Source organism: Streptomyces sp. NPDC048338 (assembly GCF_043201055.1).
Taxonomy (GTDB): Bacteria; Actinomycetota; Actinomycetes; order Streptomycetales; family Streptomycetaceae; genus Streptomyces.
In genome coordinates, this window is the sequence record NZ_JBICYQ010000002.1 from 128,715 (window position 1) to 142,265 (window position 13,551).

13 protein-coding genes are annotated in these 13,551 nt (G+C 72.1%); 9 read left to right on the forward strand and 4 right to left on the reverse strand.

Annotated features, from left to right (window positions below; all coding sequences use genetic code 11):
* Positions 1-62 precede the first annotated feature (62 nt).
* Both ACGFZF_RS05110 and ACGFZF_RS05115 read right to left on the reverse strand, forming a co-directional pair.
* Entirely contained in the window at positions 63-1,556 is a 1,494-nt protein-coding gene (locus tag ACGFZF_RS05110) for a pyridoxal phosphate-dependent decarboxylase family protein (RefSeq protein ID WP_393551136.1), read from the reverse strand.
* Positions 1,546-2,967 (reverse strand): MFS transporter, encoded by a 1,422-nt coding sequence (locus ACGFZF_RS05115; RefSeq protein WP_393551137.1) that lies wholly within the window; start codon positions 2,965-2,967, stop codon positions 1,546-1,548. Before ACGFZF_RS05115 ends, ACGFZF_RS05110 begins: the two co-directional genes overlap by 11 nt.
* A 310-nt stretch (positions 2,968-3,277) precedes the next feature.
* Between ACGFZF_RS05115 and ACGFZF_RS05120 the strand changes: the two genes are divergently transcribed.
* The 7 genes from ACGFZF_RS05120 to ACGFZF_RS05150 all read left to right on the forward strand — a co-directional run bounded on the left by ACGFZF_RS05120 (position 3,278) and on the right by ACGFZF_RS05150 (position 10,548).
* Positions 3,278-3,658: a VOC family protein gene (locus tag ACGFZF_RS05120; RefSeq protein ID WP_393551138.1), complete on the forward strand. Its 381-nt coding sequence runs from the start codon at positions 3,278-3,280 to the stop codon at positions 3,656-3,658.
* A 221-nt stretch (positions 3,659-3,879) separates the two neighbouring features.
* Complete coding sequence (locus tag ACGFZF_RS05125) at positions 3,880-4,101, forward strand: hypothetical protein (protein ID WP_393551139.1); 222 nt, start codon at positions 3,880-3,882, stop codon at positions 4,099-4,101.
* 138 nt (positions 4,102-4,239) lie between these two features.
* Positions 4,240-6,462 carry a SpoIIE family protein phosphatase gene (locus ACGFZF_RS05130; protein WP_393551140.1) on the forward strand — a complete coding sequence of 741 codons (2,223 nt, stop codon included), beginning with the start codon at positions 4,240-4,242 and terminating at the stop codon, positions 6,460-6,462.
* 123 nt (positions 6,463-6,585) lie between these two features.
* Positions 6,586-7,092, forward strand: a complete 507-nt coding sequence (locus ACGFZF_RS05135; protein ID WP_393551141.1) for a hypothetical protein — start codon at positions 6,586-6,588, stop codon at positions 7,090-7,092.
* Between the two features lie 132 nt (positions 7,093-7,224).
* The gene (locus ACGFZF_RS05140; RefSeq protein WP_393551785.1) at positions 7,225-7,770 is read left to right on the forward strand and encodes an MOSC domain-containing protein; all 546 of its coding nucleotides are present in this window, start codon (positions 7,225-7,227) and stop codon (positions 7,768-7,770) included.
* A gap of 257 nt (positions 7,771-8,027) precedes the next feature.
* Complete coding sequence (locus tag ACGFZF_RS05145; RefSeq protein WP_393551142.1) at positions 8,028-9,455, forward strand: transglutaminase domain-containing protein; 1,428 nt, start codon at positions 8,028-8,030, stop codon at positions 9,453-9,455.
* Positions 9,456-9,483: 28 nt separating this feature from the next.
* Entirely contained in the window at positions 9,484-10,548 is a 1,065-nt protein-coding gene (locus tag ACGFZF_RS05150; protein ID WP_393551143.1) for a hypothetical protein, read from the forward strand.
* A gap of 81 nt (positions 10,549-10,629) precedes the next feature.
* On the opposite strand, the gene ACGFZF_RS05155 is transcribed toward ACGFZF_RS05150, so the two are convergent.
* Positions 10,630-10,797 (reverse strand): hypothetical protein, encoded by a 168-nt coding sequence (locus ACGFZF_RS05155; protein ID WP_393551144.1) that lies wholly within the window; start codon positions 10,795-10,797, stop codon positions 10,630-10,632.
* Between the two features lie 264 nt (positions 10,798-11,061).
* Between ACGFZF_RS05155 and ACGFZF_RS05160 the strand changes: the two genes are divergently transcribed.
* Positions 11,062-11,640 (forward strand): hypothetical protein, encoded by a 579-nt coding sequence (locus ACGFZF_RS05160; RefSeq protein WP_393551145.1) that lies wholly within the window; start codon positions 11,062-11,064, stop codon positions 11,638-11,640.
* A gap of 40 nt (positions 11,641-11,680) precedes the next feature.
* Here ACGFZF_RS05160 and ACGFZF_RS05165 read toward each other — a convergent pair whose 3' ends face one another.
* Positions 11,681-12,349: a DUF4389 domain-containing protein gene (locus ACGFZF_RS05165; protein WP_393551146.1), complete on the reverse strand. Its 669-nt coding sequence runs from the start codon at positions 12,347-12,349 to the stop codon at positions 11,681-11,683.
* A gap of 367 nt (positions 12,350-12,716) precedes the next feature.
* Here ACGFZF_RS05165 and ACGFZF_RS05170 point away from each other — a divergent pair, with 367 nt between their 5' ends.
* Complete coding sequence (locus ACGFZF_RS05170) at positions 12,717-13,517, forward strand: DUF4397 domain-containing protein (RefSeq protein WP_393551147.1); 801 nt, start codon at positions 12,717-12,719, stop codon at positions 13,515-13,517.
* The last annotated feature ends 34 nt before the right edge of the window (positions 13,518-13,551 follow it).

Here is a 13,551-nt window from a genome sequence, read left to right on the forward strand (position 1 = left end):
GAGGGGCGGAGGGGGCGGCCGCCGCGCGATCCGTGCTCGAGCCGGAAGCGGAGGGCGCGGCGTCAGACGTGGAACACCGAGCCGACGAACTCCGTGAGCAGCCGCTCCTTCAGCGGCCCCGGCAGTGCGTCGAGCAGCACCAGGACGGGGGCCATCCGTTCGGGCAGCCCCGCGTCGCCGGCGAGACCCGCGAAGGCCAGCACGGTCGCGACCTCGTCGGGTCCGAGCGTCGCCGGATCGAGCCCGGCCGCGAGCTCGGCGAGCCCGGGATCCACGGTCACCGGCGGCAACGCCCGGGCCGAGACGAGCGCGTCGCCGAGGTCCTCGACCAACGACTCCACCTGGCCGACGGTCGCGGGCGTCAGCGTGAGGTGCAGGTTGGGCGGCAGCCCGTCGAACGAGAGCTGAGGCTGGAGGTACCAGCCGCGGGCGCGCATCTCGTCGGCGAGGTGGAGCAGCAGGCTCAGGTCCGGAGCGCCGTCGGCCGGGCCGTCGAGCACCGTGAACGCCACCAGCCCGGCCGCCGGTTCGCCCAGCACCCGTACCCCGTCGATCTTGCGCAGCCCGGCGAGCAGCCGGTCCGAGGCCTCCGCGACCCGGCCGGCCAGGGCCGTGTAGCCGTCCTCGCCGACGTGCTGGAGGACCGCCCACGCCTGGGCGAGCAGACCGCCGGACTTCGTCCCCTGCACCGTCGGGTTCACGACCGGATAGCCGGGCCATGCCGCGTGGGCGAAGTACTGGTGGCGGCGCAGCTCCGCGTCCCGGTACAGCACGACCGAGGCCCCCTTGTCGGCGTACCCGTACTTGTGCAGGTCGACGGAGAGCGAGGTGACCCCCGGCACCGAGAGGTCGAAGGGCGGCACCTCGCGTCCGGCGCGGCGCAGGTGGGGCAGGAGCCAGCCGCCGATGCAGGCGTCGACGTGGCAGAGCACACCGCGCCGGGCGGCGGCCCCGGCGATCTCGGCCACCGGGTCGATCACCCCGTGCGCGTACGACGGTGTCGAGGCCACCACGAGCGCGGTGCGGTCGGTGAGTGCCGCGGCCATGGCGTCGGCGTCGGCGCGGAAGCCGACCGGGTCGACCGGCACCACGACGGCCTCCAGCCCCAGGTAGTGGGCGGCCTTGTGGAAGGCGGCGTGGGCGGTGGACGGGAGGACGAGCTGCGGCGCCGTGATCCCGCGGACGGCGCGCGCGTGGTCCCGCGCCGCCTTCACGGCGAGCAGGATGCTCTCCGTCCCGCCGCTGGTGAACGTGCCCTGGGCCCCGGGCGCGCCCAGCAGCCGGGCGACCGCCCCCACCAGGTCGTTCTCCAGGCGGGCCACGCTGGGGAAGACGGTCGGGTCGAGGCCGTTGACCGTCGCGTAGGCCGTGTACGCGGCGGCGGCCAGCTCGTCGAGGCCGTCCAGGCCCGCGTCGTAGACGTACGCGAAGGTACGCCCGCCCCGGGTCGGGGCGTCCGCCTGCCGCAGCGCGCGCAGCTCGTCGAGCACGTCCGCGGCGGCGCGTCCGGCGGGCAGGGAACGGGTGGGACCGGAGACGGTGGGCTCAGTCGGCACGGTGGGTCACTTCCTGCTGGGGGTCGGACGGATCGGGCGCCGGGCCCGGGTGCGTGCACGAGGCGGGTGCCGTCTCGGGGCCGTCCACCCGGTAGTGGTGCAGCAGCCACAGGCTCGCCGCGGCGAGGACGGCCGGCAGCAGACTCATCCCGGCCGTGATGCCGGTCAGCGCGGCCTCGGGCTGGGCGACCCGGTGGCCGGCGTCGGAGGAGCGGAAACCCGTCACGGCCAGGACGAGCGCGAACACCCCCGCTCCGAGCGCGAAGGCCAGCGTCTCGGCGGCCGTCCACAGCCCGGTGAAGGTCGCGGCCCGGCGCTTCCCGGTGCGCGCGACGTCGGCGGCGAGGGTGTCGGCGAGCATGGTCAGCGGCAGCAGCTGGAGTCCGGCGTAGGCCACGCCGATGACCGCGACCGAGCCGTAGCCGAGGGCGGGTCCGGCTGCCGGCGTGAGCGCGAGGAGCAGCGCTCCGGCGAGGAACAGCAGCGACGCGCACCACTGGGCCCCCTTCACCCCCCACCGGCGGGACAGCCGGTTCCACAGCGGCATGACGAGGACGAGCGGGCCGATCAGACAGACGAACAGCGGGGTGACCGCGGTGGGGGAGCCGAGCGTGTACGTGGCGAAGTACTGCACTCCCGCGAGCATCACGCCGATGGCGAGCGCCTGGAGGGTCCACATGCCCGCCAGGAAGGCGAACGGACGGTGGGAACGGGCGGCGGCCAACTGCGCGCGGAGCGAGGGCTCGGCCTCGCTCCGCGCCACGGCCGGCGCCCACCGGGTGGTGTGCCAGGCGCCGAACATCCCCACGGCCAGCAGGACGGCGACGGCGACACCCATCGTCCGGTAGCTCGCCGGACTGCCGCCGCCGGCATGGGCGATTGCGGGGGCGAGCGCGCCGGACAGCAGGATCGCGACGCCGAGGAAACCCACCCGCCAGCCCAGGATCCGGCCCCGCTCGGCGGGATCCTCGGTCATCTCGGCGGGCATCGTCACGTACGGCACCTGGAAGACGGCGTACGCGGTGGCGGCCAGCAGGAAGAGCACCGCCACGTAGCCCGCGGCGGCGGCCCCCCGCAGCGGGGGTGCGGCGAAGAGCAGCGCGAAGAGAGGCGGGAGGGTGCAGGCGCCGACGAGGAGGAACGGCCGGCGAGGCCCGCCGCGCAGCCGGCTCCGGTCGGACACCGCTCCGACCAGCGGATTGATCAGAACGTCCCAGGCCTTCGGCAGGAAGACCGCGGCGCCTGCGACGGCGGCGGGGACGGCCAGGATGTTGGTGAGGTAGTAGAGCAGGATCAGGCCCGGCACGGTGGCGAAGGTCCCCGTGCAGAGGGAGCCGAGCCCGTATCCGATACGCACCCGGCGCGGCAGGTGCGGAAGCCCTTCGGCATCCGCACGGAGGTCTGCTGGCATGCCGCAGATCATGAACGAGTGTTCGAGCGGGCGGCAAGAGGTGTGTATGACAGTGGCATGAACGGTGTCCGGCCGGCGGCGAAGGTCCGGGCGGGCCGTCGGTCATGCGCGAGCCGTCGCGTTCGGCCCGAGGGACACACGGCGGTCACAGGCCCTGCGGAAGGTCCGGGCGGGTGCGGGTGCGAGGCTTCGCCGTCGCGACCAGCCGGTGTCCGCGCGGTCACCGTCCGCCCTCCCGGGCGGACCTCGGTCGTGCTCGACCTGTGGCCCGGCGGGAGGCTGCGTAGCCTGGAAGGAGGAGGTGGTCGCGATGCTGTCGGAGTCACCGATAGTCGCCATCATTCCGGTCAGTGACCTGGCCCGGGCAAAGCGCTTCTACACCGACACCCTCGGCCTCACCATGACCAAGGAGTCCGAGGAGGACACCCGGTTCGACTGTGGCGGTACGACGATAGGACTCTACGAGACACCCCACGGCGGCCAGGCCGCACACACGCTGGCGAGCTGGAAGGTCGGCGACCTCGACGCGGAGATGTCGACACTGCGGTCCAAGGGCGTGACCTTCGAGGAGTACGACCTGCCCGGCATCAAGACGGTCGACGGCGTCGTCGAGTCGGACACGATGCGAGGTGCCTGGTTCAAGGACAGCGAAGGCAACATCCTCTGCGTGACCGAGGAACTCGGAGGCTGACCAGGCCGATCCGGCCCGTACGCGTACGACATTCCGCCCCCGGCACTGCGCCCGACGACGGTGGTGGGCGGCCGAGGCTCCGTCGTCCCCGCGCGGCGCTCCGCCGCACGCCGGCACCCGTCACGCCCGGCGCAAGCACCCGCGGGATATGCAACGTGACGATCGGATGACGGTCGCGGCCGGCCGCATACCCGGCGTCGGCCGGAGCCGTTGTCCCCCGCATGAACCACCGCGACGAATCAGACGGCTTCACCCACCCCGCCGCCCTCCTCGACGCCTACTGGCTCGACCACGAGGAGGCGGGGCTGGGTTCGTGCGGCCCCTTGTGCTCCGTGCCGGACCGGTCGGGGCGCGGGACGAGGGCGGCGCGCTACACGATGGCCGGTCTCGCCACCCTGACCGTCATCCTCGCCCTCGCCCTCGTCCTCGGTGAGGTGCCCTGACGGGCCCTCCGCCGCGCGCGGGCGCGCGCGGTGGAACCGTTGACCTCACGAGTGTTCGTCACCGTCCCACGAGGCAGTCAGGACGGCCTCGTTCCGTGCTCACTGGCGGTGGAACAGGGGCGGCGTAACATCGTCACCGTGGACCTCGCCGAGGACAGACTCCTGTCCCGTGCCGCACATGAGCTGAGCCTGAAGGCCGACCAGCTCATCCACGACGTGGAGCGGCGCCTGCGCCACGAGGTCCCCGAACTGTGGGACGAGCCGGACCTCGCGCGGATGGCGGCGGAGAACACCACCGAACGGATCGGCGGCGTGCTGTTCGCCCTCGAACACGGCATCGAGCCCAGCCGGATCGCCCCGCCGGCCATCGACGTGGAGCGTGCGCGGCGGCTCGCCCAGCTCGGCAAGCCCGTCAGCGCGATGCTGCGCGCCTTCCGGCTCGCCCAGGGCCTCGTCCTGGACCGGATGCTCGAAGAGCTTTCCCTGCTCACGAACGACGCCGAGCTGATCGGGGCGGCGACCCGCCGACTCGTCGCCCTCGGCACCGAGTACGTGGACCACACCTCCGAGCGCAGCGTCGAGGCGTTCCAGGACGAGCGGGACCGCCGGCTGCGGTGGCGGCTGTCCGTGGTGAACGAAGCCGGGATGAGCGTGGGGACCACCCTCGACATCGGCCGGACGACGCAGGAGCTGGCCGACCTCGCCGTCGAGCGCTTCGCGGACGTCGCCACCGTCGACCTCCTCGACTCGGCCTTCACCGCGAGCGGGGATCCCGTGACCGGATCTTCGGTCGTCCGCCGTGTCGCCCAGCGGCCGGATCCGGAGCCGGAGCAATCCCACGGGGAGGAATCCGGAGAGGAGAACCTGCCGGAGGCCGCGATCGCGCCCCAGCAGCTCCACAGTTACCCGGAACAGTCGCCTCCCGCCCTCGCCCTGGCCACCGGCCGCCCGTCGCGCCACCACCGCGTCGTGCCTCCCGTCTCAGGGTCCCCACCGGCGCATCCGGACGACAACGGCTTCGACGGCGCGACCCGGATCCACTCGACGATGGTGGTGCCGCTGCGGGCCCGAGGCGCCACCCTCGGCGTCGCGCAGTTCTCGCGCAACCGCAACCCCGATCCCTACGACGACGAGGACCTGTTCCTCGCCCAGGAGATAGCCGCCAGGGCCGCCGTGGCCGTCGACAACGCGCGCCGTTACACACACGCCCGCGCCGCCGCGCTCGCCCTGCAGCGCAGCCTGCTCCCGCAGCACACACCGGCCCAGTCCGCCGTGGACGTGGCCTGCCGCTACCTGCCCGCCGGTTCCGACGTGGGCGTGGGAGGCGACTGGTACGACGTCATCCCGCTGTCCGGTGCCCGTGTCGCGCTGGTCGTGGGCGACGTGGTCGGGCACGGTGTCCCGGCCGCCGCCACCATGGGCCGCCTCCGGACCGCCGTACGCACCCTCGCCGACATCGACCTGCCGCCCGACGAACTCCTCACGCATCTCGACGACGTCGTCGAGCGCCTGTCGGTCGAGGCCTCCACCGACCCGGAGGCGCAGTCCTCGGGAGACATCGGGGCGACCTGTCTCTACGCGGTCTACGACCCCGTCACCGGCTGCTGCGCGATGGCACGGGCGGGGCACGTCCTGCCCGCCCTCGTGACCCCGGGCGGAGCCGTCGAGACGCTCGACCTGCCCGCCGGGCCACCGCTGGGCCTGGGCGGACTGCCCTTCGAGGCCGCCGAGTTCGACCTGCCGGAGGGCAGCCTGCTCGCCCTGTACACCGACGGCCTGATCGAAGCCCCCGGCCACGACGTGGACACGGGCCTCGCCCGGCTGCGGAGCGTACTCGCCCGGCACACACCCTCGTTGGACTCGACCTGCGACGCCGTGCTCGAAGCCCTGCTGCCGGTGGGGCGCCCGGAGGACGACGTGGCGCTGCTCCTCGCCCGCACCCGCACCCTCGGAGCACATCAGGTCGTCACCTGGGACCTGGAGGCGGACCCGGCATCCGTGGCCGGCGCCCGGGCACGCGTCACCGAACACCTGGGAGTCTGGGGACTCGAGGACCTGGTCTTCACCGCCGAACTGGTCGTCAGCGAGCTGGTCACCAACGCCATCCGCTACGGCCGGCCCCCCGTCCGGCTGCGCCTCATCCATGACCGCACGCTCATGTGCGAGGTCTCGGACGGCAGCAGCACCACACCTCACCTGCGGCGGGCCCGCTTCTTCGAGGAGGGTGGACGCGGGCTGCTCCTGGTGGCCCAGCTCGCCGAGCGCTGGGGCACGCGCCACCAGCGGGAGGGCAAGACGGTGTGGGCCGAGCTCACCGAGAAGTCGGCCGACGTCCCGCTCCCGGACTTCCCCGCGTTGTGACGGTCCGCCCGCCGGTCCGGGGCGGTCGGCGGGTGGGAGAACTGGTCCCCGAGCACTGTTAGGGTGACGTGCGCCCGTCAACCCGGGCCCTCTCACTCATCCACACTTCAACGGGGGTTGAACGTGAAGCTTCGCCATGTCCGCGCCGTCGCCGTCTTCGGCATCGCCCTGTTCGCGCTCACCGGAGCCCGCGGTTCCCACGGCGGCAGCTGCGGCGGCAGCTCGAACTCCGGCTCCGGCAGTTCGTCCAGCGGAAGCCACGGCAACGACACCAACGACAGCACCGGCGGCAGCACGGGCGGCGTCTCCGCCCCCGGCGGATCCAGCGCGAACAAGGCCGTGCGCGACGTCAGGATCGACGACTGCAAGCTGGACGCCTCGGGCAAGAACCTGGTCGCGCGGCTGACCGTCACCAACAACGGATCGCTCGACTACACCTACGGCGTCACCATGGAGTTCCGCGGCGCCGCCGGTTCGGGCACGGCGCGTGCCACCGCCAAGGTGACCGGCCTCTCGGTCAAGGCGGGTGCCTCCCAGCAGACGGAGGCCACCACGGCGTACCCGGGCAAGGCCGACGGCAGCGAGTACAAGGAGTGCGTCGTCGTCAGCGCGACGAAGAACGCGCTCTGACGGACCGGCTTCGTCCACCGCCTGCCGCCCCTCGCCGTGCGGACCGGCGCGTGCCCGCCTTCGGGGGCGCACGCGCCGGCCGGACGTCCCATGGGAGACTGGCCCGCGGAGCGACGACGGACGGGGTGGGCGATGGCCGGGCGGGTCACGGCGGTGTGCAGCGACGGGGCGTACTCCTTCAGCAAACCCACACGCGCGTCCGTCACCCTGCTCGCCGGCCTCGGGGTCGAGGGGGACGTCCACGCGGGCGAGACGATCCGCCACCAGTTCAGGATGACCTACGAGCCGGACCTGCCCAACCTGCGCCAGGTGCACCTGATGCACGAGGAGCTCTTCGACGAGCTCGCGCTCAAGGGATACGACGTCTCCGCGGGACAACTCGGGGAGAACATCACGACCCGCGACGTGGACCTGCTCGGACTCCCCACCGGCGCACTGCTCCGCCTCGGCGACCGGGCGGTGCTGGAGGTGACGGGCCTGCGCAACCCGTGCTCGAAGCTCAACGACTTCCGTCCGGGCCTCCTCGGCGAGGTCTTCGCGCTCGATCCCGTGTCGGGGGAGTTCACCTTCAAGTCGGGGATCATGGCCGTCGTCCGGCAGGGCGGGACGGTCCGCCCGCACGACCCCGTCGAGGTCGAACTCCCGCCGCTCCCGCACCGTCCCCTGGAACGCGTCTGACCGGCGTCGGGCCGAGGCGGTCGCCCGGCTCCTGATCCGGCTGACATCCCGTCGGGGACCGCCGTACGATGTTCAGTCTTGCAGCCGACCGACTGCGGAGACGACTGATGGCCAGAACCGCCCTCGGACCGGCCGAATCCGGACACCTCCTACCCACGCCGAGAGCGGCGTCCGGTATTCCCGTGCCCGCCTCCTCCCTTCCGCGACGGACTCGTGGACCGCGTTCCTGTGCCGCCTCCCTGTCGTGGCCCGGACTGGTGCGGGACCTGCGTGATCCACTGATCGACGATTTCTCGGATTCCTGCCGGGAGTGGGTCGCGGCAGATGCCGCATTATGCGGAATGAGTGCGCGGGACTTCGACATCCAACTGCGCCTGCACGCCCCTTCCGTGCGGGATCACCTGGATGCGGGACGACCACCCCCGCTCGTCTACGACGCGTTGCGCCCCCGGCTCGTCGCCCGCTGCAGCCGGATCACCGCCTACACCGAGGACGCCGACCTCCTCGCCCACAGCGCCCTGTTGCCCGGCGGAGGCGAGGCCCGACGCGACTTCACCGTACGACGTCCCGACGGATCCTCCGTCGGAGTGAACTTCGAGGTGGTCCCGCCGAGTACCGGCTTCCTCTACCAGTCGAAGCTGCATTACATGCTGAGCCCCCGGGCCGACACGATCGTGGAACTCGGCTGCTACCTGCAAGGGGCGACGCATCCGGTCACCTATCTGGCATTCTCCCTGTGCGACCGGCCCGGAACATTGCGCGCCCTGCAACTCCAGGGAATTCCCGCGGAGCGGGGCAACTTGCTCATCCTCACCCGTGCCCTAGGCTTGTCGGGTGCGGCGCGGAACCTCATGAGCTTCACCATCGGTAAAGCCGTGAGGTATGTGAGGACCATGGGGTGCAAATTCATCGTGACGGCATTCAATCCCCTACTGGGATTCACCGGATCCGCTTTGCATGCCACCAATTTCGTTCCCTTCGCGACCGCGCCGGTCGCCTATTCCTACGACCGGTTCGGCGGTTATGTGACGCGCCGCCGATCGACGTCGGACACGCGCACGGATCGCCGGGCGGCCGGCCATCGGAACCTTCTGGTGGTGCTCGGCACCGACAGCACATCGAGAAAAGAAACCCACAAAGTGACGACCCTGTACGACGTGGCGGAGCCGCCCCACGACGCGCCTGCCGGCCACCTCGAACCACTCGACCCGGACGAACTCCGCCGATACCGGCACCGGCTGGAGGCGGCATGGTCCCTCACCACCGCACACCCCAGCTACGCCCGGGAACCCCTGTCCTCCAAGGGGCAGTGCGGAGTCAGTTCCGTGTGGCTGGCCCGCCTGCTGCGGAAGCGTGAGATCGAGGCGACGTACTGCTACGGCCGGCTGAGCTTCGACGACCCCGGCATCTCCTCCGTCGACCACCACTGCTGGCTGGAGATCGGCTCACCGAACGACGCCGCCCGCCAGGTGATCGACCTGACCTGTGATCAGGCCGACGGCTTCGACGAGAAGGTGATCTACCGCCGGTACGACGAGCTCGCGCGCACCGGCGTCCGGTACGAGCCCGCCACACGCCTCACCGTCGACGACCTCCCCGGCGACCGGGTCTGGCCGCGCTACATGCGGCTCGAGGAGTCCATGCGCGCCCAGGAGGGCATGGAGAACCTGTACGACAACGTCTGAGTGCTCCACGATCGGACCCGGGGGGGACGTGAGCAGTCAAGAAGAGCGCCCGCAGGTTCTGCTGTTGTCATCGAACCTGCGGCGTCGCTACGCCGAGGACGTCCTGGCCGCCCTGGCGCTCCCGCCCGGCGCCGTCCTCCAGTTCCGATACGAGGCCCAGTACGTGGCCCCGTCGCTCCAGCAGAAGGTCGCCAACGGAACCATCCTCCAGCAGCGAGCCCTCATCGGCTTCATCGCCGACGCCGCCTCACCCACCGACGCCTTCCTGCTTCCCGTCCGCGTGGCCGAGATCGTCGCCGCGGAGTGTGTGGCCGAGGTCTTTCTCTTCCGGCTCCGCGTCACCGACCACGTCGACCTCGACGACTACTCGCTCTCCCGGACGGAGATCTGCGGGGAGAGCCGCAGGGTCATCGACAAGATCATGGAAGGCAACGGCGGTTCCTACTATCCCGCCGTCCTCAAGTTCCCGGCCTTCCCCATCCGTACGGGCGGGGACCAGGCACAACTCTGGATCAGCGTGGCCCGCCGCCTGGCGCTCCACCCCACCTTCGAGGACGCCTACTTCATGCGGGTCGACCAGCCCGTCCACCTCGCCGGCACCGGCTCCTTCGCCTTCGAACCGGAGGGCCGCCTCAGTCTGAGCGACCTGCAGCCCGCGCGGCTCCCCGTCAGCTTCTACGCCCAGCGCTACACCGAGGCGCCGAAGATTACCCTGGCTTGCGAGACGGACGGCCGCTTCCTGCGCGTCTCCTCGGACGCGTCCCACGACGTCGCCCTGCGCTACGACTCCACCGAGTTCTGGCTCCAGCCCGACGCGTCGTCGTTCGACGCCCTCACCCACGTCACCATCCGGCTCGGACCCGAGGAGGCGGGCCCGACACCCGTCGCGGCCGTCCGCTTCCCGGTCGTCATCAAACACTCCCGCGTACGGCTCATCTCGCGGGTCGTCATCAGCGCCCTGGGCGCGTTCCTGGTCGCCACCCCGGCCATCCTCGGCGGGGACTCGTCCCTGACGCTGCGCATCGTCCTGGCCGTGCTCGGTTCCGCGGCCCTGAGCGCGGCCACGATCGTCATGGGCCGCCCCCGCAGCTGAAGGGGCGCGGCGGCTGTCCCCCCGGACGAGGCCGGGGGACAGTCGCCGCTTCCCGCCGTCCTCGCGGACGAGCGGGGCACGTCAGATCGCGGCGCGCACCCGGCCGAAGTCGACGGCCTGGCCGGCCTCACGCAGGACCTGCTCGGCAGCCCGGCTCACTTCGGTCGGAATGTCGCCCAGCTCCTCGACGAGCCCTGCGTAGATCGGGGCGTCGCTGGGCGCTGTATGGGCGCGGTCCTGCAGGTTCACGGTGCTGGTCCTTCTCCGTCGGTGGCAACGGCTAGCGAGTGTAGGCGGCGCCCTTTCCGGGCCGACGCGCGGGACACCTTCCCCGACAGGCGGAAGGACGGCTCGGGAACGCCGGCAGGCGGATGGACGGCTCGGGAACGCCGGCAGGCGGATGGACGGCTTGGGAACGCCCGCGAGCGGGGAGAAACCCTGTGGACCACATGACGGGCAGTCAGCGCATGGTGGGCCGAACCCCACAGCGAGCACCAGTGAACGGACGACCGAGTGACGACCACGTACAGCGAATCCTCCACCGACCGCGTCCCGGGCCGGGCCTGGACGATCCGGCTCACCGGCCACGCGGACCGGACCGCGACCCTCACCTGCTCCACCGCCGGCTGCAGGATGCCGGCCCGTTCCCGCGACCTCGCGGCGCTCCGCGCGTTCGCCGCGCGGCACGCGGCCGCCCACGCGAAGGCCGCCACCGTCCGTCCCCACGCCTCCTGCCACTGCCGGGCCGAGCACTGCGAGACCCACACGGACGTCAAGGTGCGCTGCTCCGGCGGCGTGGTGCTGATCGTGCGGCATGATCCGAGCGTGGGGCAGGTCTGGAGCGTCGAGGAGGTCTGCGAAGCCTGCGCGCCGCTGGTTCCGCACGCCCTCGTCGTCGCCCGGTCCGTACGCCCCCGACCGGTCGCCGCCGCGCCGGCTCAGCCCACGGGCGCCCAGGTCCCCGGCCCCGCGCGGCCGACCGTCCCGGGCGGCTTCTCGTCGCCCGGTGCACCGGGCGAGAGCACGCCCGACACCGGCCCCCGACGACGCGCCCCGCGCACCCCGCACCGCCGCCCCGGCCGCGAGCGCTGACCACCGCTCGGGAGCACCGGTCCCGCGACGGGCGGGCCCGTCACGGTGCGCCCGGAGCCCGGTACGACAGGGCGGGCTCCGTACCGCCCTGGTCGAGCCGGAAGGGCGGGTACGCGTCGGTCATCAGAGCGGCGTAGGCGGCGACCCGCAGAACCCACCGGTTCAGGCCGATCACCAGCGCGAACAGATCGCGCGGGTACCGGTCGGTGAAGGCCACGGCGAAGGCCGCGATGAGGGTCAGGAGACTGATCAGGCCGCCGCTCCACCAGCCGGCACGCATGCTGCCGGTGAAGAAGGCGATCACGAGGTACTGGGGGATGGCGAGCAGCCACCACTTGACGAGGACCAGCGAGCGGGACAGCCGCTCCGGGTAGGCGATGTCCAGCCGCGCCGGATATCCGGGCTCCGGACCCAGGCTGAAGGGCGGATAGCGGTCGGTGCCGAGCGCGCCGTACGCGTAGTAGGACACCCTCCAGGACCAGCGGAGCACCCCGAGACTGAAGTCGAACAGCGACCGGGGATAGCGCTCGGTGAACAGGATGGCGAAGAAGGCGACCACGGTCACGAAGAAGAAGGCGATCCAGAGGAAGATCAGGATCAGCCAGTGGGGGAGGGCGAGGAGCCACTTGACCAGCCACAGCCAGCGCGACAGCGGGGAGTCGAGCGTGGCGGTCACCGTGACCGGAAGGCTCGGGACGGGCTCGTTCATGATCGTCACTCCCTCGGCCGACGGTCCGCGCCGTACCGGCCCACGATGCTTCCCCCGGCCGGCGCGCCCTCTTCCAGGATCACCCCGCACCTCCCACCGACGCAGATCGGGACCCCGCGCCCTCACCCCGCGGGGCGGGCCGCGCTTCCGCCGGGTACCCGGAACCTCGCGGACCGTGACGGTCCGCAACGGCCGAACGGCGACCTCGCGGCTCCCCGGCCGGCGGGAGCGCGCGCGGTCGGCACACCCCTGGGTGCATCCATCGGCGCGGGGGCCGGTGAAGACCAGGTACTCACCGACTCGCACGGAGCGCACATCGTGGAGGGGGCTCCGCACGAGTGAACCGCCTGGAAGGGACCCCTCGGCCATGAACACCCGAACCCCCGTCGTGATAGCCGCCTCCCTGGGCGCCTGCGCTCTGGCGCTCGGCGCGGCTGTTCCGGCGTCCGCCGACGACGACAAGGCCACGATCTCGGTGTTCCACGCCGTACCCGGCCTGACCGTCGACGTGTACGCCAACGGCGACGAACTCCTCCCCGACTTCAAGCCCGGCACGCTGACCGAACCGCAGTCGCTGCCGGCCGGCTCGTACGATCTGAAGGTCTTCAAGGCCGGAGCCGACCCGAAGGGCACACCTGCCCTCCAGAAGACCGTCGACGTGCCTGCGGGCGCGAACGCCACGGTCGTGGCCCACCTCTCGGCCGACGGCGAACCGCGGCTCGACGCCTTCGTCAACGACGTGTCGAAGGTCCCTGCCGACAAGGCCCGGCTCACCGTGCGCCACGTCGCCGCCGCCCCCGCCGTGGACGTACGGGCCGGCGGACAGCCGCTCTTCGAGGACCTGACGAACCCGAACCAGGACTCGGCCGTCGTCGACGCCGGCACGGTGCCGGCGGACGTCGTCCTCGCGGGCACGGACACGGTGGCCATCGGACCGGCCGACCTCGACCTGAAGGAGGGAACCAGCAACATCGTCTACGCCTGGGGCAGCGCCGCGGACAAGGACCTCGCACTCAAGGTGCAGACCCTCGACGGCGCCTACGCGTCACCGTCGGCCACGCAGTCCGGCCTGGTGCCGGGTGTCAACGACGCGAACGCCTGGGTCGCCTACGCGGCCGGGGCGGGCCTCCTCGCCGTGGCGGGGACACTCGCCGCCCGGCGCAGCTGAGCACCGTCGACCGAGGCACCCGACCCGAGGCCGG

What these genes read in the sequence shown, in the direction of transcription:
- ACGFZF_RS05170 (WP_393551147.1), top strand. Translation starts at nt 12,717, where the DNA reads ATGAACACCCGAACCCCCGTCGTGATAGCCGCCTCCCTGGGCGCCTGC.
- ACGFZF_RS05165 (WP_393551146.1), bottom strand. Translation starts at nt 12,349, where the DNA reads ATGAACGAGCCCGTCCCGAGCCTTCCGGTCACGGTGACCGCCACGCTC.
- ACGFZF_RS05115 (WP_393551137.1), bottom strand. Translation starts at nt 2,967, where the DNA reads ATGCCAGCAGACCTCCGTGCGGATGCCGAAGGGCTTCCGCACCTGCCG.
- ACGFZF_RS05125 (WP_393551139.1), top strand. Translation starts at nt 3,880, where the DNA reads ATGAACCACCGCGACGAATCAGACGGCTTCACCCACCCCGCCGCCCTC.
- ACGFZF_RS05120 (WP_393551138.1), top strand. Translation starts at nt 3,278, where the DNA reads ATGCTGTCGGAGTCACCGATAGTCGCCATCATTCCGGTCAGTGACCTG.
- ACGFZF_RS05140 (WP_393551785.1), top strand. Translation starts at nt 7,225, where the DNA reads ATGGCCGGGCGGGTCACGGCGGTGTGCAGCGACGGGGCGTACTCCTTC.